This is a genomic window from Rhizobium mulingense, assembly GCF_029194105.1.
Taxonomy (GTDB): domain Bacteria; phylum Pseudomonadota; class Alphaproteobacteria; order Rhizobiales; family Rhizobiaceae; genus Rhizobium; species Rhizobium mulingense.
This window is the reverse complement of record NZ_JARFVE010000007.1, coordinates 135,874-156,007: the sequence shown is the minus strand read 5'-3', so window position 1 is coordinate 156,007 and position 20,134 is coordinate 135,874. Positions and strand designations below refer to the sequence as shown.

Sequence of the window (20,134 nt, the reverse complement as noted above, 5' to 3'; positions counted from 1 at the left end):
ATCAGGCGCACCAGGCGCCGCCCGCCCCTGGCTTGCGCGCCAGCCCCTCGTTAATCAGCTGCGCTCCGAAAGAGCGGCCATCGCGCGAAACGACGCGCGGGGCGCCGGAAGACTCGGTCTTGCCTGCCGCATTCATGGTGAAGGGTCCGGCGTTCAGCAGCGCCAGCAGCCGCGATTTGGCGGCAAAGGCGATCCTGCGCTCGTCATCGCAGCGCGCCCGGTCGACGATCGGACTTGCCATATCGGCGATGACGATCTTCTCGCCCTTGTACCAGAAGACGCCGCCGTCGCCGACGCAGTTGATATGGGCGCCCTGGCCGCAATAGCCGAAGGCGGCCGTTCCCGTTTGTGCATCCCCGGGAGAGACCGCGGTCGGAACCGCCTTGACCGGCTGGATGACTGGCGTCGGGATGGCGGCCGGCGGCAACGATTGCGGCGTGACCGGTGCCGTTTTCGGCGTCGGCGCGGCAAGCGCCACCTGCTTCGGCGGCACATCCCTCCTGGCGACAGGCCTCGGCTCCGCCGTTTCCCGCGTGGCCGGCGCCGATTGGCGGGCAAGCAGCGGCTGAATGCTCTTCCAATGATCGTGAGCAAGAATGCCGCCGATCGCGGCAATGCCGATCACCGCCCAGGGCAGCAATCCACCGCCGCCGCTGCGCGCCCTGCTCTTTCCTCTCGCCGGCGCCTTGCGGCGGCCGCGTGTCGCTGTCTTGCCCATCTGTCCGATTCCCGTGAGGCCGCAATTATCGCCGGCCAATCCTTTCCGAAAGGTTGGCGCGGCGACAGGATGATGCTTGCGCAGCTGATCTTTTCCAGAAACGGCATCGACGCCCCGAACACACTTCGGCCGCAACCCCGGCGGCGCGCCGCTCGGGATGAGCATCGATAGACAGCAAAACGCCCGGCATCATGCCGGGCGCCGGTCTTGCTACAATGGCTCGCCGCTCATTCAGAGCGTGCGGCCGAAGGATCGTTTTTCCCCGTTCGACGTTTGCCGATATCGATGCGCTCGTCCGCCGCCTCACGTATAGCCTGCCATTCATTTTCATGCCGGATGGCAATATCGCGGGGTACAAAGTTAATCGTCATTTGGTTCTCATCCTGTTTCGAAATTCCGGTGGCAAGCGCTAAAAAGGCCGCTGGACAAGCGCTATTTCTTGGTTTCCGCGTGGCCCTTGAGGTCGGGACCGCCTTTGGAGAGATCCGCACCGCTCACATGCGCCGGCACGTGGATGTCATGAATGACGCCGGGCGTCAGCGTCAGGTCGACATGATGCGGCGGCAGCACCTGCACCTTCTGCATGCGGTTCGGCTTCGCCCGCTTCATGCGGTCGGATGCCTCCGTGCGTTTGTCGGGAACGTGGGTCGAAGTGTGCATCATCGGCCTCCTTTTCAGCTCAACCAGGGCCTAACGAGCGGGCGTCGGGATGGTTCCCAAAAAAACTGACAATCTCCCGGCAATGACCGGCTTGACTGAGCCGGGAAGTTGACTACCTAGAGCCTGTCCGCAGCCTTCCAGACATCGGCTGCGGACAATGTTTGGTGCCGGGCCCCTCTGGCGAGAGTTTTTACGGCGCTCTCGTGATGTCGGTACCGCCTGCAGCTTAGCCGGCGGATTTTTCATCGATGAAAAAACTCACCATGCCTTGCCAGCATCCCCGTTGTGGCATGCCGCGTTTTTCGCTCTCCAGGCTCTCCAAAAAGATTTGCGGCCGTGAGGTACGGCCATGAATCAACCTGCAACCCATGAATCCTCGCTCGGCTATTTCCGCTGGGCTTTCATCGTAACTGCTCTCGGCCTTATTCTCGGCGCCGTGCTCGGCTGGCAGACGACCGGCACCATCGGCGGCATGGCGACCGTCTTCTTCATCTGCACCGTGCTTGCGGTACTCGAGATCTCGCTCTCCTTCGACAATGCCATCGTCAATGCCAACAAGCTGAAGGAAATGACGCCGCTCTGGCAGAAACGCTTCCTCACCTGGGGCATCATCATTGCCGTCTTCGGCATGCGCATCGTCTTTCCGTTGGCGATCGTCGCGATCGCGGCACGGATCGGCCCCTGGGACGCGCTGGTGCTGGCTGCCCGCGAGCCCGCAGAATATGCCCGCATCATGAACGATGCGCATCTGCCGATCGCAGCCTTCGGCGGCACCTTCCTAATGATGGTCGGCCTCAGCTATTTCTTCGACCACGAGAAGAAAATCCATTGGCTTCGCGGCCTGGAGAAGGTGATGGCGCGCTCGGCGACCATCAGGGGCATCGAGATCGCCTTCGTGCTGGCGCTGATGCTTGTGTTCTCCTGGCTGATCGGAGGCGAGGAAGCCAGCGTCTTCGTCCATTGCGCCATCTACGGCCTGCTCACCTTCCTGGCGGTCGAGGTCGTCGGCGAGCTGCTCGATGCCTCGCAGCAGACGATGAGCGCCGCCGCCAAGGGCGGCCTTGGCGCCTTCATCTATCTGGAAGTGCTGGATGCCAGCTTCTCCTTCGACGGTGTCATCGGCGCCTTCGCCTTGACGCAGAACCTCTTCGTCATCGCCATCGGCCTCGGCATCGGCGCCATGTATGTGCGCTCGATGACGATCATGCTGGTGGAGAAGGGAACGCTTGCCGAATACCGCTATCTCGAGCATGGCGCGTTCTATGCCATCCTGATCCTCGCGGTGATCATGTATGCGCAGACCCTGGTGCACATCCCCGAGGTGATCACCGGGCTTGGCGGCGCGGCCCTGATCGGCCTGTCGCTCTGGTCATCCATCCGCCACAACAGGCGCGAGCGGGTGGAAGACCACGCCCGGCAGGAAGAGCTTCACGCCTGACGCCAACAAGCCGCAGCGCTTGGCGTTGCGGCTCCCTTGGCCAAAAATGATAAAGCCCGCAACCATCCGGCTGCGGGCTGTTTCATTCATGCATTGAAAATCTTAGCGGGTGACCCGATCGAAGGAGGCCGGATCGATGCCGAGTTCACTGAGGTCGCGGGCGCGCGGCCGGCGGCCGGCTTCGACAGCGGCGCTGACCGCGTTTGCGGCGCCGAGCACGGCAAATGCACGGCCGAGGAAACCGGTGCGGATTGAACTGCGGATAGCGGACATTGTGTTTTGCTCTCGTTCTATGATTGACCACCTGCAAATGGGGCCGCCCGTCCTGCAGGACAATGCACGTAAACTCATCTCAGCCATGCAAGAAAGAAGAGGCCGGCGCATGTCTCCAAGGCCGGCCTTGAGGCAGGGGTAAGTTTGTCTTTTCAGTCTTCGTTTGCCGCCAGCTGCGCAAGCACCTGTCCCCGGCCACGCAGCCGCAGGATCAGTGGGATGAGGAAGGCGGCTGCCGCGACAACGAGCAGGCCGGCTGCGATCGGTGACATGACCAGCGTCGTGACGTCGCCCTGGCTGATCGCCAGTGCCCGGCGCAGCTGCTGTTCAGCAAGCGGCCCGAGGATCAGGCCGACGACCGTCGGCGCAATCGGATAGCCGAAGAGCCGCATCACGTAACCGAGCAGGCCGAAAGCCAGCAGCATGCCGAGTTCGAATACCGACGGATTGGCGCCGATCGTCCCGAGCGTCGCAAACAGCAGGATGCCCGCGTAAAGCCACGGCTTCGGAATGGTCAGCAGCCGCACCCAGAGCCCGATCATCGGTAGGTTCAAGACCAAGAGCATCGCATTGGCGATGAGCAGGCTGGCGATCAGACCCCAGACGAGCTGTGGGTTGGTGGCAAACAGCAGCGGACCGGGCTGCAGCCCGTATTGCTGGAAGCCGGCAAGCATGATCGCCGCCGTCGCCGTCGTCGGCAGGCCCAGCGTCAGCAGCGGCACCAGCGTCCCGGCCGCAGACGCGTTGTTCGCTGCCTCCGGACCGGCCACGCCCTCGATCGCGCCATGGCCGAACTCCTCGGGGTTCTTTGCCAGCCGCTTTTCCGTCGCATAGGAGAGGAAGGTGCCGATTTCCGCGCCGCCCGCCGGCATGGCGCCGATCGGAAAGCCGATCAGCGTGCCGCGCAGCCAGGCCTTCCACGAACGCGCCCAGTCCTGCGCGTTCATCCAGAGCGAGCCTTTGACGGCTTCGACCTTATCTTCGATCCGGTTGCCCTGCGCGGCGATATAAAGCGTCTCGCCGATCGCGAACATCGCCACAGCGAGCGTCGTTACCTCGATACCGTCGAGCAGGTCGGGTATGCCGAAGGAAAGTCGGGCCTGCCCCGTCTGCTGGTCGATGCCGACCATGGCAAGGGCAAAGCCGATGAACAGCGAGGTCAAGCCCCGCAGCGCCGAATCGCCGAAAGCCGAGGAGACGGTGACGAAGGCAAGCACCATCAGCGCGAAATATTCACGCGGTCCAAACACCAGCGCCAGCTTGACGATATAGGGGGCGATGAAGGCGAGCCCGAGTGTCGCTAGCAGGCCGGCGACGAAAGAACCGATCGCCGCCGTCGCCAGCGCCGGCCCGCCACGCCCTGCCCGCGCCATCTTGTTACCTTCGAGCGCTGTGACGATCGAGGCGCTTTCGCCTGGCGTGTTCAAGAGGATCGAGGTCGTCGAACCGCCATACATGCCGCCATAATAGATGCCGGCGAACATGATCAGCGAGCCACCGGGGTCGAGCTTATAGGTGGCGGGCAACAGCAGCGCCACGGTGAGTGCAGGTCCGATGCCGGGCAGCACGCCGACGGCAGTGCCGAGCGTCACGCCGACCAGCGCATAAACCAGGTTCATCGGCTGCATCGCAACCAGGATCCCCTGCCATAGGAATTCGAATGTGCTCATCTTGATATCCCAAGCGCGTTCCCGGCCGTGCGTTACCCGATCCGGCGCTGCGCAAAATCAAAAGTGCCGACAGCGCGCGCGCCGTCAGAAGAACAGGCGTTCGAGCGGGCCGGCCGGCAGCGTCAGCTGCAGCAGCTGCGAGAAGATCGCCCAGACGACGAAGCTGAAGACGATGCCGAACGGCAGCGAGATCCAGAGCTTGCGCTTGCCGAAGCCGCGTGCCGTCAATGCAAACAGTAGACCGGTGGCGATCGAGAAGCCGGCAACGCGCAGAAGCAGCATCTGTCCGACAAGACCGGCAACAATCCAGATGACCGGCGCAACTTCCTGCCGATCGCGTTCCGGAAACTCGCCGCGCCAAGCTTCGGCGACGGTCCAGATCCCAAGACAGAAGAGGCCGAAGGCCACCACTTCGGGCATCGTTGCCGGGCCGATGCGGTCGTACTGCGCGATTGTTTTCAGATGCGATGCATCCCAGAACATCACGCCGGCGACGACAAAGAGGAAAGCGGCAATGATGCACGCCGCCCAATCAGGGCGGCGCGTGGTTGCCGAGGAGATGTTATCCCCGCTCATTGAACAAGTCCGATCTCTTTGAGGATGCCTTCGGTGGCGGCGACATCCTTTTCGAGCTGCGCCTTGAAGGCGTCGCCGGACAGATAGGTGTCGGCCCAGCCCTTGGTCTTCAGAGTTTCCTGCCAGGTGGCGGAGCTGTGCAGTTTCTCGAAATCGGAGGTGATGGCCGCGACCTGCTCTGCCGACAGGCCGGGGGCAGCGGCGACCATGCGCCAGTTCTGGATGCTGACATCGGTGCCGGCTTCCTTCAGCGTCGGAGCATCAACGCCGTCGATTCGCTTGTCGCTGGAAACCGCGAGAAGACGCAGCGTGCCCGCTTTCACCTGCGATTCGAACTCGCTGTAGCTCGAGACACCGGCGGTGACCTGACTGCCGAGAATGGCGGCAAGTGCTTCGCCGCCGCCGGAAAAGGCGACATAGTTGATCTTGGTCGGGTCGACCCCGGCGGCCTTGGCGATCAGGCCGACGGTAATGTGATCGGTGCCGCCGGCCGAGCCGCCGCCCCAGGAAACAGCGCCCGGATCCTTCTTCAGCGCGGCGACCAGATCGGCCATCGTCTTGATATCGGAAGAGGCGGGAACCACGACCGCCTCATATTCGCCAGTCAGGCGAGCGATCGGCGTGACATTCTTGAGCGTCACCGGCGACTTGTTGGTCAGGATGGCGCCGACCATGACATAGCCGCCGACGATCAGCGCGTTCGGGTTGCCGGCAGCCTGGCTGCTGAATTGCGCCAGCCCGATGGTGCCGCCGGCGCCGGGGACGTTCTGGACCTGGACGTTACCGGAAATCTTCTCCTGCTGCAGCGCTGTCTGCAGCGAACGGGCGGTCTGGTCCCAGCCGCCACCGGGCGCGGCCGGCGCGATGATGGTGTAGTCGGCCGCATAGGCCGGCAGCGCGATCGCCGCTGCGATAATGGTTGCAATGAACGTATGCTTCACGATGTGTCCTCCGTCGGCGGCTGAGCGCACCGCCTGTTATTCTCCAGGGAATCGGGAGGGTAGCCGGCCGGCGGACACAGTTGTCCTGAATGACGATCGGAAGACCTCCCAAAGCTTCAGTTCTCCGCCTCCACGGAGAAGAAGTAGCCAAAGCCACCACAACAAGCTGTCATCTAGCTGACATTGGCCAGATATCCAGGAGGAAAGGACACTTTTTTGCCGTAATTGCCGGCGTCGTCTTCGCTGAGAGCCTTCACTGAGCCCGCAGAACCTCGTTCCAGTGCGCGATCAACCGCGCTCGCTTCACCTGGTCGAGATAGACCATCAGCCCGGGGCTGACAGGCACCGGCCGAAGCTGGGCGCCGAGTAGCTCCTGCAGCGTATTGGCCGTGTTCTCGCCGGCCACCTCGGGACTGACCGCGGGGATCTGCAGCTCGCGCGCCATGATCGTCTGGCCCTCCTTCGACATGAAAAAGGTAAGGTAGCGACGCCCGAGCTCCGGCTCGGCGGCCGCCTGCGGCACCAGCCCGATCCGCGACATCACCACCGTATAGTCCTTCGGCAGCACGATCCCGACATCAGGGTGCCGCGACGCCCAATCGGCGGCGTAGGAGCCGAGAATATTGTAGCCGAGCACGAAGCGCCCGTCGGCGACGCGTTCGAGGATCGCCGAGCTCGTCGAGTAAAGTTTGACGCCGGCCGAGCCCATCGCGCCGATCACCGACCAGATGTCGCCGAACTGCTCCTGGTCGCGCGCCATGAACAGAAAGCCGACACCGGAGCGCTCGATATCGTAGGTGCTGATCCGGCCATAGACCGCATTGCCCTTGCGCTTCAGATAGTCGATGAATTCCGCCCGCGAGCTTGGCACCGGCTCATGCGCGAAGCTCGGCTTGTGATAGACGAATACGGCCGGCTCGAAGGTCAGCGCATAAGCGGTGTTGCGCCAGTTCGCCCATTTCGGCCACGCGGCGCTCATCGGCAGGTTGCTGACCTGCGCATAGCCGTCATTCGAAAGCTTCACCTGCAGATCCATCGCCGAGGAGAAAGCAAAATCCGCCGTCTTCTTGCCGGCATCCGTCTCCCCGACGATCCGGTCGTAGATTTCGCCGGTCAGCATATCCTCATATCTGACCGCGACATCGGGATTGGCCTCCTGAAAACCCCGAATCATCGGCTGCGCCAGCGGCTCGTCGAGCGAGGAATAAACGGTCAGCACCGGCGCGTCGGCCTTGCCCGATTTCGCCGGAAAAAAGACCTGATCGGCCAGGGCAAAACCCGGCCAGAATGCCAGCAGCAAGATGAAAATTCTCCTCATGCGGCAACAATGCCCGAGCGTAGCGGGAGGAGCAAGGGCGCGCCGGAGCGAGGCCCTCCGCAAGGCCGGCTCAACTCGATCACGGGTCGTTTTGGTGCCGACCGGCAAGCGTTGACCAAGCGGTATATTTCGTTTCCAACCGACGAGAAGCCCTTCTTTCACCACAAAGGATTAGCAATCAAGGCCGCCCTTCACCCTTTTAGAGTATTGATGAAGACCGGCGACGATATATGGTCGCGCTACCGCGTCAAAATGTCGACGCCACTCGAAATTGTTTTTCGGGGGACGACTCTGCGCGACAAAAACTCTAAAAATAGCTAGGTTATCCCGGGAAGATCCATGGGAGGGTTCATGGAACGACGACTGAGCGCTATTCTCGCTGCGGATGTCGTCGGCTACAGCCGACTGATGGGCATCGATGAGTCAGGCACGCTGCAGGCGCTGAACCGCCATCGCTGCGAGCTGGTCGATGTCAGGATTTCGGATTACAAGGGCCGCATCGTCAAGCTCACCGGCGACGGCATCCTGGCCGAATTCCAGAGCGTGGTGAATGCGGTTGCCTGCGCCGCCGAAATCCAGCGCAGCATGTCGGCCCGCAACGAGAACGTCCCGAAGGATGAGCGCGTCGAATTCCGTATCGGCATCAATCTCGGCGATGTCGTGGTCGAAAACGGCGACATCTTCGGCGACGGCGTCAATCTTGCCGCAAGACTCGAGCGTATCGCCGCCCCCGGCGGCATCGCCGTGTCGGCTTCGGTCCGCGATCAGGTCGGCTCGCGCCTCAATCTCGGCTTCGAATTTATCGGCGAGCACATGCTGAAGAACATCCGCCAGCCGGTGCAGGTCTATACTGTCACCCTCGCGCCACCCTCTTCCGCCAAGCTCATCGCGCAGAATCGCAATACCTGCTTCATCGCGGTGTTGCCTTTCACCAATATGAGCGGCGACGCCGACCAGGATTATTTCTCCGACGGCATCACCGAAGACATCATCACCGATCTTTCCAAGATCTCCAGCCTGCACGTCGTGCCGCGCAATACGATCTTTACCTACAAGGGCATCTCGGTGAAGTTGAAGCGGCTCGCTCAGGAACTCGGCGTGCGCTATGTGCTCGAAGGCAGTGTGCGCATCTTCGACAAGCGTGTGCGCATCTCCGGCCAGCTGATCGACACCGCCAATGGCGATCATCTCTGGGCCGAGCGCTACGACCGCGACCTTACCGACATCTTCGCCATCCAGGACGAGATCACCCATGCGATCGTCGGCCAGCTGAAGGTGCGCCTCCTGCCGGAAGAGAAGAAGGCGATCGCCAACGAGCCGACCGCCAATGTCGAGGCCTATACCTATTATCTCAGGGGCCGCCAGCTCTCCCACACCTGGACGAAATCCTACCTGCAGCTTGCCAGGCGCATGTTCTGCAAAGCGGTCGAGCTTGATCCGGACTATGCCCGCGCCTATGCCGGCATCGCCGATTGCGACGCCGCGATCCGCGACTGGGCGCCCGACGATGTGCCGCTGACACGCATCCTCGAGATGAGCGCCCGCGCGCTCGCGCTCGATCCCGATCTTCCGGAGGCCCATGCCTCCCACGGCCTGGCGCTGCATCAGAGCGGCTATGATGATCGGGCGGCGGCGGCTTTCGAGCGTGCCCTGACGCTCGACCCGAACCTCTTCGAGGCGAATTTCCATTATGCCAGGTTCTTCTTCATGCACGGCAATTTTGCAGAATCCGTGCAATACTTCACCCGCGCCGCCGAAATCCGCCCTGACGACTACGTCTCGCCGATCCATCTGATGGCCGCCTACCATTCGCTCGGCCGTGGGGTGGACAGGGAAAACTGGGCCCGCCTTGGCTTGCTGCGCGCCGAACGTGCGCTCAATCTCAATCCGGAAAATTCCGGCCCCGCCCATCGCGGTGCCCTGGCGCTTGCCCATCTCGGCGATGCGGCGCGCGCACGCGATTGGGCGGCGCGGGCGATCGCCATCGATCCCGACGATATCGTCGCCCAGTATAATCTCGCCTGCGTCTATTCCGTCCTCGGTGATGTCGACCAGGCGATCGACCTTCTGGAGAAGCTGCTGCCGCACAGCTCCGTCTACCATATCAAATGGTTCAACAATGATTCCGACCTCGACAATATCCGCGGCGACCCGCGCTTCCAAAAGCTGCTCGCCGCCGCGATGACGCAGCGCGAGGAGATGGAGCGAACGGGCAGCTGAGATCGATCTTTATGCGCCCCGTTCGCCAATCTTCAAAATCGCTGTGACAAGCCGTCTTCACCCCTGTAACGTCGCTTGAAAAACAGGGGAACATCCGTGCGCATCCTGCTCACCGAAGACAATATCGCGCTGGCCGACGGGCTCTCGGCGATCTTGCGCGGCACGGGCCATGCCGTCGATGTCGTCCATGACGGGGCGTCCGCCAATGCCGTCATCGCGGCGGAAAATTTCGACCTTGTCATCCTCGACCTCAACCTGCCGGAGATGGACGGGCTCGACGTGCTGCGCGCCATGCGCGCCCGCCAGAATCAGGCCGCCGTCCTCATCCTGACAGCACGGGGAGCGCCGGAGGAACGGGTGAAAGGCCTTGATCTCGGTGCCGACGATTATCTGATCAAGCCCTTCGACATCGCCGAATTCGAGGCCCGCGTGCGCGTACTGCTGCGCCGTCAGGCCGGGCTGCGTTCGGCGACGGTCGGCTTCGGCGGCATTTCTTTCGACCTCAACTCCCGCACCTTCTCCGCCGGTTCCACCCCTCTTGACATCCCCGCCCGCGAACTTGGCCTGCTCGAAATACTCTTCATGCGGGCCGGCAAGGTCGTCGCCAAGGAGGCGATCATACAGTCGCTGACCGCCTTCGACGACGACATTTCCGCAAACGCCATCGAGCAATATGTCAGCCGGCTGAGAAAGCGCCTTTTGCCGCATGGCCTGACGGTCAAGACTGCCCGCGGCATCGGCTATTATCTCGACAAGGTGCCAGAGGCTTCATGAAGGCCGCCTATTCTCTCAGGCGCCGCCTGCTCTTCTGGCTGCTCGTCTCCACGGCCGTCATCGGCATGCTCGCGCTTGCCGACACCTATCGCGAGGCTGTGCAGACTTCGAACATCGTCTCCGACCGTGTTCTCGCCGGCTCGGCACTCGCGATCGCCGAACGCGTCGTCGTCGCCGAAGACGGCACGCTGCAGGTCGATATTCCCTATGTCGCGCTCGAAATGCTGACCTCGGCCGCGCAGGACCGCGTCTTCTACCGCGTCGACGGCCCGCCAGGCCAATTCATCACCGGCTACCAGGCTCTGCCGGTCCTGCAGAAGACGCCGAGCGGTGCGGCGGCCTTCGCCGACGACAACTTTCGCGGCGAGCCCATCCGCATCGCCACGCTCGAACGTTCCGCCTCGACCGGCATCCGCTCGGTACCCTTCGTCGTGACCGTCGCCGAAACCACGATTGCCCGCCGGCAGTTGACTCAGGCGATCCTCGTGCGTTCGGCACTGCGCCTCGCTCTCATGATCGCCGGAGCGGCGGTCATCGTCTGGATCTCGGTCACGGTGGCGCTCCGCCCGCTCTATAAGCTCGGCGACGCCATCGGCGAACGCAGTCCTGACGATCTGCATCCGATCGAACAAACCGTGCCGAGCGAGGTCGAGCCGCTGGTCGATACGGTCAATTCCTTCATGGTCCGCCTGCAGTCGGCGCTCGATGCCCTGCGCAATTTCACCGGCAATGCCAGCCACCAGCTGCGCACGCCGCTGGCGATTATCCGCACTCAGCTTGCGCTGTCGGCCCGCGCCGGCTCGCTCGGTGAAGCCCACGCGGCAGCTCTGAAGGGAGACCAGGCCGTCGCACATGCCGAGCGCATTCTTGCCCAGCTTCTGCTGATGGCGAAGATCGACGCCGCCACGGCCAAGGAGGCGCTGACCGCCTCCGCGATCGATCTCGCCGCCATCGCCCAGGAGATCACGGGCGAACAGATCCCGGCCGCTGCCGTCGCCGGCATCGATCTCGGCTACGAGGGTGAGAGCCCGGCGATGATCCGCGCCGAGCCGCTGCTGCTCGGCGAAATGCTGCGCAATCTTGCCGGCAATGCCATCGCCTATGCCGGCAAGGGCGCTGAAGTCACTGTCCGCGTCATCGCCGCCGCCGAGACGATCCGCCTTGAGGTCGAGGACAACGGCCCCGGGATTCCGCGCGAGAAGCTGGAGGCGGTGCGTCGTCGTTTTTCGCGCGGCAATGAATCCGCCGCCCCCGGCGCCGGCCTCGGCCTTCCCATCGTCGAGGAAATTGCCAGTCTTTTCCACGCAGCGTTGACACTGGAATCGGGCAGGGACGGCAGGGGCCTGAAGGCTGCCGTCACTTTCGCCAGAGCGGCCTGAAAGCCGGCGCCCCATCGACCTTTCCACCTTGCTTTCTTTCGCTGCATTGCACACACTGGCTTCGGGAACAGCAAGCCGCACGACGATGCGCGCCGGATAAAAAGAGCAATATGTCGATCAAAGCCAGCATCTATCACCTGACGCACTATACCTATGACAAGCCGGTCCGCCTCGGCCCACAGATCATCCGGTTGAAACCGGCCTCGCATTCGAAGACACGGGTGCTCAGCCACTCGCTGAAGGTCACGCCCTCGAACCACTTCGTCAACCTGCAGCAGGACCCCTACGGCAACTATCTCGCTCGCTACGTTTTCCCAGACCCGGTGACAGAATTAAAGATCGAGGTAGATCTTGTCGCCGACATGACGGTCTACAATCCCTTCGACTTCTTCGTTGAGGAAGAGGCGACCAAGTGGCCCTTCGGCTATCCCGAAACGATTCAGGAGGATCTGTCGATCTACATGACGCCGGAGCCGGCCGGCCCGCGCCTGAAAGCGCTGCTTCCGACGCTCGACTGGTCTCCCGGCCAGCCAACGGTCGATATGATCGTTGGCTTGAATGCCCGCCTGCAGCGGCAGATCGGTTATGTCATCCGGATGGAAACCGGCGTGCAGACACCGGAGGAGACCCTGGAAAGCGCCAAGGGCTCATGCCGCGACACCAGCTGGCTGCTCGTCCAGATCCTTCGTCATCTCGGCCTGGCCGCCCGCTTCGTCTCCGGCTATCTCATCCAGTTGACGCCTGATCTGAAGGCACTCGACGGCCCCTCCGGCACCGAAGTCGATTTCACCGACCTGCATGCCTGGGCGGAGGTCTATCTGCCCGGCGCCGGCTGGGTCGGCCTCGATCCGACCTCCGGCCTGTTGACCGGCGAAAGCCACATCCCGCTGGCAGCCACGCCGCATTACCGCAACGCCGCCCCGATCTCGGGCGGTTATTTCGGCGAGGCCGAGACCGAATTCGCCTTCGACATGAAGGTCTCTCGCGTCGCCGAACACCCGCGCATCACCAAGCCCTTCTCCGATGAAAGCTGGAACGAGCTCAACGAACTCGGTAAGAAGGTCGACCGCGTCCTCGAGGCCGAGGATGTGCATCTGACGATGGGCGGCGAGCCGACCTTCGTCTCGATTGACGATTTCCAATCCGAGGAATGGAATACCGCGGCCGTCGGCCCGACCAAGCGCGAAAAGGCTGACAGCCTGATCCGCCGGCTGCAGGAACGCTTCGCCCCCGGCGGCTTCCTGCATTACGGCCAGGGCAAATGGTATCCGGGCGAAAGCCTGCCGCGCTGGACTTTTTCGCTCTACTGGCGCCGCGACGGCAAGCCGATCTGGCAGAACGTCGATCTGGTCGCCGCCGAAGGCAAGGATACCGGCGCTGCGGCAGAGGATGCCGAGAAGCTCCTGACGTTGATCGCAAAGGAACTGGCAATCAAACCTGACATGGTGCAGCCGGCTTATGAGGATCCGGCCGACTGGATCATCAAGGAAGGCAATCTTCCCGACAACGTCGATCCGGCGAATTCGAAGCTGAAGGATCCCGAGGAGCGTAACCGCATCGCCCGCGTCTTCGACCGTGGCCTCACTGTCCCCACGGGGTACATCCTTCCGGTCCAGGCATGGAACGCCAAGGCAGCTGAAAGCCGGGTCTGGGTCAGTGAGAAATGGCGCACCCGCCGCGGCAAGATCTTCCTCGTCCCGGGCGACAGCCCTATCGGTTACCGCCTACCGCTCGGCACCCTGCCCTATGTCCCGCCGGCGCGCTATCCCTATATCCACCCGGCCGATCCGACCATTCCGCGCCAACCGCTGCCCGACGTTTTCGTGCCGGCCGGCCGCGCCATGCCGGAAGCCTCCTTCCACGCCGGCGAGAACAATCGGGGCCGGATCGAACAGACGCTCGGCGAAATCGGCGGTGCCGTGCGCACCGCTATGTCGGTCGAGCCGCGCGACGGCAGGCTCTGCGTCTTCATGCCGCCGGTCGAGCGGATCGAGGATTATCTTGAGCTGATCGCCGCTGCCGAAAACGCTGCCGCCGAGCTCAAGCTTCCCGTTCATATCGAAGGTTATCCGCCGCCGCAGGACGAGCGCATCAACGTCATCCGCGTCGCCCCGGATCCCGGCGTGATCGAGGTCAACATCCATCCAGCCTCGAACTGGCGGGAATGCGTCGATATCACCACCGCAATCTACGAGGAGGCGCGCGCCACCCGGCTCGGCGCCGACAAGTTCATGATCGACGGCCGCCACACCGGCACCGGCGGCGGCAATCATGTCGTCGTCGGCAGCGCCAATCCGAACAACAGCCCTTTCCTGCGCCGTCCGGATCTGTTGAAGAGCGTCGTCCTCCACTGGCAGCGCCACCCTTCGCTCTCCTACCTCTTCTCCGGCATGTTCATCGGCCCGACCAGCCAGGCGCCGCGCATCGACGAGGCTCGCCACGACAGCCTCTACGAGCTGGAGATCGCCATGGCGCAGATCGCGGCGCCCGGCCGCGGTCAGCCGCCGCTGCCATGGCTCGTCGATCGCCTGTTCCGCAATCTTTTGACCGATGTCACCGGCAACACCCACCGCGCCGAGATCTGCATCGACAAGCTGTTTTCGCCCGACGGCCCGACCGGCAGGCTCGGCCTCATCGAGTTCCGCGGCTTCGAGATGCCGCCGAACGCACGTATGTCGCTTGCCCAGCAATTGCTCGTGCGCGCGCTGATCGCCCGCTTCTGGGTCAACCCGGTCGACGGCAAGTTCGTCCGCTGGGGCACGACCCTGCACGACCGTTTCATGCTGCCGCATTTCGTCTGGGCCGATTTCCTCGACGTGCTCGCCGATCTTCGCGAAAACGGCTTCGACCTCAGCCCGGAATGGTTCAAGGCCCAGCTCGAATTCCGCTTCCCCTTCTGCGGCGAAGTCGAATACGAGGGCTCGAAGCTGGAACTGCGCCAGGCGCTGGAGCCTTGGCATGTTATGGGCGAGGAAGGCGCGGTCGGCGGCACCGTCCGCTATGTCGACTCCTCCGTCGAACGCCTCCAGGTGCGGTTCGAAACCAGCAATACCGCCCGCTACACGGTGACTTGCAACGGCCGCACCCTGCCACTGACGCCGACCGGCACCTCTGGCGTATCGGTCGCCGGCGTCCGCTACAAGGCATGGCAGCCGGCTTCGGGCCTGCATCCGGTCCTGCCGGTCAACACACCTTTGACTTTTGACATTTATGATACATGGTCGAAGCGTTCGATCGGCGGCTGCATCTATCATGTTGCCCATCCGGGCGGCCGGACCTATGACACCTTCCCGGTGAACGGCAACGAGGCCGAAGCAAGGCGGCTCGCCCGCTTCGAGCCGTGGGGGCATACGGCAGGCGGTTATATCCCGCGCGCAGAGACGGGTTCGCTTGAATTCCCGCTGACGCTGGATCTGCGGCGGCCCGCCGGAATTTGAGGCGGGGTCGGGGCCGAGGGCTGAGGCCGGGGTTGGGATGTGAGATTTGATGGGTAAAAGGCCCGCAGCGGAGCGCAAGGGTGAGGCAGAGGTTCGCATCGACAAGGATGCGGCCTTCGACTATGCGCCGCTTCCGGGCACTGCCGACGAGATGGTCGACAATAATGGCGTCGTCCGCCCCGTCTGGCAGCGTTTCCTCTCGCATCTCGGCGCAATGCCGGAAAAGGACCTCGCCGAGCGTTTCGCCCGCGCCGACCGCTATCTCAGAGATGCCGGCGTCTTCTACCGCGCCTATGGCAGCAAGGGCACCGGCGAACGCGCGTGGCCGATCTCGCATATCCCCGTGCTTATCGACGAGCGCGAATGGCAGGCGCTGTCGGCGGGCCTGGTCCAGCGCGCCGATCTCTTGGAAGCGATCGTCGCCGATATCTATGGCGACAACCGGCTGGTGGAGGAAGGGGTCCTGCCGCCGGCGCTGATCGCCGCCAATCCGGAATTCCAGCGCCCGCTCTCCGGCATCAGACCGGCATCCGGCCACTATCTGCATTTCTGCGCTTTCGAGATCGGCCGCGGGCCTGACGGCAATTGGTGGGTGCTCGCCGACAGGACGCAGGCGCCGTCGGGCGCCGGTTTCGCGCTGGAAAGCCGCGTCGCCACCACCCGCGCCTTCTCGGATATCTACGCCGAAACCCCGGTCCACCGCCTCGCCTCCTTCTTCGGCGCCTTCCGCGATGCGCTGCAGGGCATGAAACACTCCGGCGACGACCGCATCGCCGTGCTGACGCCCGGCCCGGCCAACGAGACCTATTACGAACACGCCTATATTGCCCGCTATCTCGGCTTCATGCTGCTCGAGGGCGAGGATCTCGCCGTCGTCAAGGGCCGCGTCATGGTGCGCACCGTCGCCGGCCTGAAGCCGATCGGCGTGCTCTGGCGCCGTCTCGATTCCGCCTTCGCCGACCCCCTGGAATTGAACCAGAATTCGCATATTGGCACGCCCGGCCTCGTCGAAGCCTTGCGCACCGAAAGCGTCACCATCGTCAATGCGCTCGGCACCGGCATTCTCGAAACCCGGGCGCTTCTGGCCTTCATGCCGACCATCTGCCGCCGTCTGTTGGGGCAGGATCTGCGGCTGCCCTCGATTGCGACCTGGTGGTGCGGCCAGGAGGAAGAGCGCGAGCACGTCGCCAAGAATATCGAGAAGATGGTGATCGGCCCGGCCTATTCCCGAGCGCCCTTCTTCGACGACGACGGCGAATCCGTGCTCGGCTCGTCGCTGCGGGCGACCGCCAGGGATTCCATCACCGATTGGCTGAGTTCGGACGGCCCCAAGCTGGTCGGCCAGGAGGTCGTCACACTCTCGACGACGCCCGCCTGGATGGACGGCAAGCTGGTGCCGCGGCCGATGTCGCTGCGCGTCTTCGCCGCCCGCACCGCCAATGGCTGGCAGATCATGCCCGGCGGTTTTGCCCGCATCGGCTCCGGCGCCGATGTCGCGGCGATTGCCATGCAGTCGGGCGGCGCAGCCGCCGATGTCTGGATCGTCAGCGACAAGCCCGTCGAGCGTCACACGCTGCTGCCGGCCGAAGGCAGCTTCACCCGCAACATGCCGGGCAGCCTTCCGAGCCGGGCGGCCGACAACCTGTTCTGGCTCGGCCGTTACATCGAACGCGCCGAAGGGGCGTTGCGCATCCTGCGCGCCTGGCACTCGCGTTATGCCGAGGCCGCCGATCCGAGCCAGCCGCTGCTCGCCGATGTCTCCGCCTATCTCGCTGCCGTCGATATCGATACGGCTGAAGCCGTACCGGAAACGCTGTTGCGCAACATCGACAGTGCGGTTTATTCGGCCAGCAACATCCGCGACCGTTTCTCGCCTGATGGCTGGCTGGCGCTCAACGATCTCGCCAAGACGGCCCGCCGTTTCCGTGTCACCGTCACTGCCGGCGACGACGCCAGCCACGCGATGACCATCCTTCTGCGCAAGCTCGCCGGTTTTGCCGGCCTCGTGCACGAGAACATGTACCGCTTCATGGGCTGGCGCTTCCTCTCGCTCGGCCGCTATATCGAGCGCGGCCTGCACATGACCCGCCTGCTAGGCCACATGTCCGGACCGGAAGCGCCCGACGGCGCGCTCGACATGCTGCTCGAGATCGGCGACAGCGTCATGACCCACCGCCGTCGCTACAACGTCAATACGGCGCGCCTGACCGTCACCGACCTGCTGGCACTCGATCCCCTCAATCCGCGCTCGGTCCTCTTCCAGGTGAACGAGATCCACCGTGAGGTCGAGCAACTGCCGAATGCCCTGATCAACGGCCAGATGTCGCCCTTCTACCGCGAGGCGATGCGGCTTCATTCCGGCCTGGCGGTGATGACGCCGGAGGGCATGGGGCCTGAGGTCTATCAGCGGTTCGAACGCGAATTGGAGCAGCTTTCCGACCTGCTCGCCCAGACCTATCTCGGGTGACGGCAGTGCTTTACGACCTCTCGCTCCGCATGGGTTACAGCTACGATGTGCCGGCATCCGGCGCCCGCCACATCATGCGCCTGATGCCGCTGTCGCTGACCAACCGGCAACGCCTGGTCGCCGGCTCGATCACGATTTCGCCGACGCCGGACGAGCAGTCGCATTTCCTCGATTTCTTTCAACACCCCGCCACCGCCTTCATGCTGCGTGCGCCGCACGAGGCGCTCGACATTCGCATGCAGGCCCGCGTGCAGGTCGAAAGCCAGCCGATCGCCGCCGATTTCTCGCCGCTGCTTGCCGACCTGCCCGAGGAGATAGCAGGCATCTGGTCGCTGGCGCCGGATTCGCCGCACCATTTTCTCGGCGACAGCCCGCGCCTGACGCCGACGCGCGAGATCGCCGACTATGCACGAAGCTGCGCCAAGCCCGATCTGACGGCGATGCAGATCGCTCATGCGCTCTGCACCCGCATCAACAAGGATTTCACCTACGATCCCGACGCGACGACGGTCGACACGACGCCGCTTGAGGCTTTCAAGCTGAAGCGCGGCGTCTGCCAGGATTTTACCCACATCATGATCCTGGCGCTGCGAAGCCTCGGCATTCCGGCAGGTTACGTCTCCGGCTTCCTGCGCACCATTCCGCCGCCCGGCAAGGAACGGCTGGAAGGGGCTGATGCCATGCATGCCTGGGTCAGGATCTGGTGCGGCGAGACGATCGGCTGGATCGAGCTCGACCCGACCAACGACATTCCAGCCGGCACGGACCATATCGTCGTCGCCTACGGCCGGGACTATTCCGACGTCGTCCCGGTCATCGGCGTGTTGAAAAGCTATGGCGGCCAGCGCGCCGTCCAGGCGGTCGACGTGATCCCGCTGAAATGATCCCAAAATTGGAAAAATTAGCCGATTCGTTAAAATTCTATTGACGCCGTAAGCGCCGCGTAAAGAAGCAGCGTGCGTAAATCACCTGACAGGGTTTCCAGTTGGGTGAACATGATGAGCACCTCCTTTTTGCGTCCCTGCCTGCGTCGCATGTTCAGCGATCGAGGCGGTAATTTCGGTATCATGACGGCGATTTTGGCGCCGGTTCTTCTCGGCGTCGCGGGCATGGCGATCCAGGTCGGCGATATGCTGCTGTCGAAACAGCAATTGCAGGAAGCGGCCGATTCAGCCGCGCTGGCAACGGCGACTGCTCTGGGGAACGGCACGATCCAAACCTCTCAGGCGGAAGCCTTCGCGCGGAATTTCGTCGCTGGGCAAATGGCGAATTACCTGCAGGACGGCGTCGATATCAAGAACGCGACTGCCGTCAATGTCCAAACGAGTGCATCGGGCAAATCGGCATCCTACCAGGTAACGGTTACACCGAGCTACGACCTCGCGGTCAATCCGCTCATGCAGGCGGTCGGCTTCAGCACGCAGCATCTTTCGACGTCAAGCACGACGATCAGCGGTCCTTCACAGACCCCGGGCTCCAATAGCCAGGGCTCCGTCTCAATGTTTCTCGCGCTCGATAAGTCAGGGTCGATGGGGGACCCTACCGAAACCGTCAACAAGGATCATCCGACGGAAACCTTCACCTATGACTGCAACCCCCACCTTAACAAGAAGGACAAGTGGGTTTACGATACCTGCACGGGCAGCCGCACGAACTACTATACGAAGATAGAGGCGCTGAAGATGGCCGCCGGCAATCTTTTCGGCCAGCTCACCAGCGCCGATCCCAGCGCCCAATACGTACGCACCGGCGCAGTCTCTTACGATATCGTTCAATACACACCCAGCACTCTTGCCTGGGGGACTGCGGGTGTCTCGAGCTACGTCAATGCGCTCCAGGCAGGAGGTGGCACCAACTCGAGCGGGGCGGTCGGCACGGCGTATTCATCCCTCACGGCAAAGAATGCAGCAGGGAATGATGCCGAGGACGCCGCCCATAAGTTGAAGACCGGGCAAATACCCAAAAAATACATCGTCTTCATGACGGATGGCGACAACAACAACGATAGCAGCGGCGGCCGTTCCTATGACACCCTGACCAAGGCGACATGTGACACAGCAAAGTCCAAGGGCATCGAAATCTATACGATCGCCTTCATGGCGCCGCCGGGCGGACAGGCGCTGTTGCAATACTGCGCCTCCGATGCTGCCCACTATTTTCAGGCGGAACAAATGGAAGACCTCCTGGCCGCGTTCAAGGCGATAGGAGCGAAGGCTTCCACACAACTGACTCGCCTGACTAACTAGCGATCCGCCAAGAGAAA

General features: G+C 63.1%; 17 protein-coding genes. 9 read left to right on the top strand and 8 right to left on the bottom strand.

Annotation, left to right across the window (positions count from 1 at the left end; all coding sequences use genetic code 11):
- Position 1: 1 nt before the first annotated feature.
- The 3 genes from PYR71_RS18000 to PYR71_RS17990 form a co-directional block, all read right to left on the bottom strand.
- Positions 2 to 718, bottom strand: coding sequence for a hypothetical protein (locus tag PYR71_RS18000; RefSeq protein WP_275620303.1), 717 nt, complete (start codon positions 716 to 718; stop codon positions 2 to 4).
- A gap of 227 nt (positions 719 to 945) precedes the next feature.
- Entirely contained in the window at positions 946 to 1,089 is a 144-nt protein-coding gene (locus PYR71_RS17995) for a hypothetical protein (protein ID WP_275620427.1), read from the bottom strand.
- A gap of 61 nt (positions 1,090 to 1,150) precedes the next feature.
- Complete coding sequence (locus PYR71_RS17990; protein ID WP_275620302.1) at positions 1,151 to 1,381, bottom strand: hypothetical protein; 231 nt, start codon at positions 1,379 to 1,381, stop codon at positions 1,151 to 1,153.
- A gap of 346 nt (positions 1,382 to 1,727) precedes the next feature.
- Here PYR71_RS17990 and PYR71_RS17985 point away from each other — a divergent pair, with 346 nt between their 5' ends.
- Positions 1,728 to 2,816 (top strand): DUF475 domain-containing protein, encoded by a 1,089-nt coding sequence (locus tag PYR71_RS17985; RefSeq protein ID WP_275620301.1) that lies wholly within the window; start codon positions 1,728 to 1,730, stop codon positions 2,814 to 2,816.
- A gap of 102 nt (positions 2,817 to 2,918) precedes the next feature.
- Here the strand turns inward: PYR71_RS17985 and PYR71_RS17980 are convergent, their stop codons facing one another.
- From PYR71_RS17980 to PYR71_RS17960, 5 genes are all read right to left on the bottom strand, one after another.
- A complete protein-coding gene (locus PYR71_RS17980) occupies positions 2,919 to 3,089 on the bottom strand; it encodes a hypothetical protein (RefSeq protein ID WP_275620300.1) in 171 nt (56 codons plus the stop codon).
- A gap of 152 nt (positions 3,090 to 3,241) precedes the next feature.
- On the bottom strand, positions 3,242 to 4,759 hold the full coding sequence (locus PYR71_RS17975; RefSeq protein ID WP_183917931.1) for a tripartite tricarboxylate transporter permease: 1,518 nt from the start codon (positions 4,757 to 4,759) through the stop codon (positions 3,242 to 3,244).
- Between the two features lie 84 nt (positions 4,760 to 4,843).
- Complete coding sequence (locus tag PYR71_RS17970) at positions 4,844 to 5,335, bottom strand: tripartite tricarboxylate transporter TctB family protein (RefSeq protein WP_183917929.1); 492 nt, start codon at positions 5,333 to 5,335, stop codon at positions 4,844 to 4,846.
- Positions 5,332 to 6,276 (bottom strand): Bug family tripartite tricarboxylate transporter substrate binding protein, encoded by a 945-nt coding sequence (locus PYR71_RS17965; protein WP_275620299.1) that lies wholly within the window; start codon positions 6,274 to 6,276, stop codon positions 5,332 to 5,334. Before PYR71_RS17965 ends, PYR71_RS17970 begins: the two co-directional genes overlap by 4 nt.
- A gap of 253 nt (positions 6,277 to 6,529) precedes the next feature.
- The gene (locus tag PYR71_RS17960) at positions 6,530 to 7,576 is read right to left on the bottom strand and encodes an ABC transporter substrate-binding protein (protein WP_183917925.1); all 1,047 of its coding nucleotides are present in this window, start codon (positions 7,574 to 7,576) and stop codon (positions 6,530 to 6,532) included.
- A gap of 27 nt (positions 7,577 to 7,603) precedes the next feature.
- On the opposite strand from PYR71_RS17960, the gene PYR71_RS17955 reads away from it, so the two are divergent.
- The 8 genes from PYR71_RS17955 (at position 7,604) to PYR71_RS17920 (ending at position 20,117) form a co-directional block, all read left to right on the top strand.
- Entirely contained in the window at positions 7,604 to 7,915 is a 312-nt protein-coding gene (locus PYR71_RS17955) for a hypothetical protein (protein WP_275620298.1), read from the top strand.
- 30 nt (positions 7,916 to 7,945) lie between these two features.
- The gene (locus tag PYR71_RS17950; RefSeq protein ID WP_275620297.1) at positions 7,946 to 9,814 is read left to right on the top strand and encodes an adenylate/guanylate cyclase domain-containing protein; all 1,869 of its coding nucleotides are present in this window, start codon (positions 7,946 to 7,948) and stop codon (positions 9,812 to 9,814) included.
- 96 nt (positions 9,815 to 9,910) lie between these two features.
- Positions 9,911 to 10,588 (top strand): response regulator, encoded by a 678-nt coding sequence (locus tag PYR71_RS17945; RefSeq protein ID WP_183917921.1) that lies wholly within the window; start codon positions 9,911 to 9,913, stop codon positions 10,586 to 10,588.
- Positions 10,585 to 11,967 (top strand): sensor histidine kinase, encoded by a 1,383-nt coding sequence (locus PYR71_RS17940; RefSeq protein WP_275620296.1) that lies wholly within the window; start codon positions 10,585 to 10,587, stop codon positions 11,965 to 11,967. Before PYR71_RS17945 ends, PYR71_RS17940 begins: the two co-directional genes overlap by 4 nt.
- A 110-nt stretch (positions 11,968 to 12,077) precedes the next feature.
- Positions 12,078 to 15,404 (top strand): transglutaminase family protein, encoded by a 3,327-nt coding sequence (locus PYR71_RS17935; RefSeq protein WP_275620295.1) that lies wholly within the window; start codon positions 12,078 to 12,080, stop codon positions 15,402 to 15,404.
- A 49-nt stretch (positions 15,405 to 15,453) separates the two neighbouring features.
- Entirely contained in the window at positions 15,454 to 17,871 is a 2,418-nt protein-coding gene (locus tag PYR71_RS17930; protein WP_275620294.1) for a circularly permuted type 2 ATP-grasp protein, read from the top strand.
- Complete coding sequence (locus PYR71_RS17925) at positions 17,868 to 18,755, top strand: transglutaminase family protein (protein WP_275620293.1); 888 nt, start codon at positions 17,868 to 17,870, stop codon at positions 18,753 to 18,755. Before PYR71_RS17930 ends, PYR71_RS17925 begins: the two co-directional genes overlap by 4 nt.
- Before the next feature lie 114 nt (positions 18,756 to 18,869).
- The gene (locus tag PYR71_RS17920) at positions 18,870 to 20,117 is read left to right on the top strand and encodes a vWA domain-containing protein (RefSeq protein ID WP_275620292.1); all 1,248 of its coding nucleotides are present in this window, start codon (positions 18,870 to 18,872) and stop codon (positions 20,115 to 20,117) included.
- Positions 20,118 to 20,134: the final 17 nt, after the last annotated feature.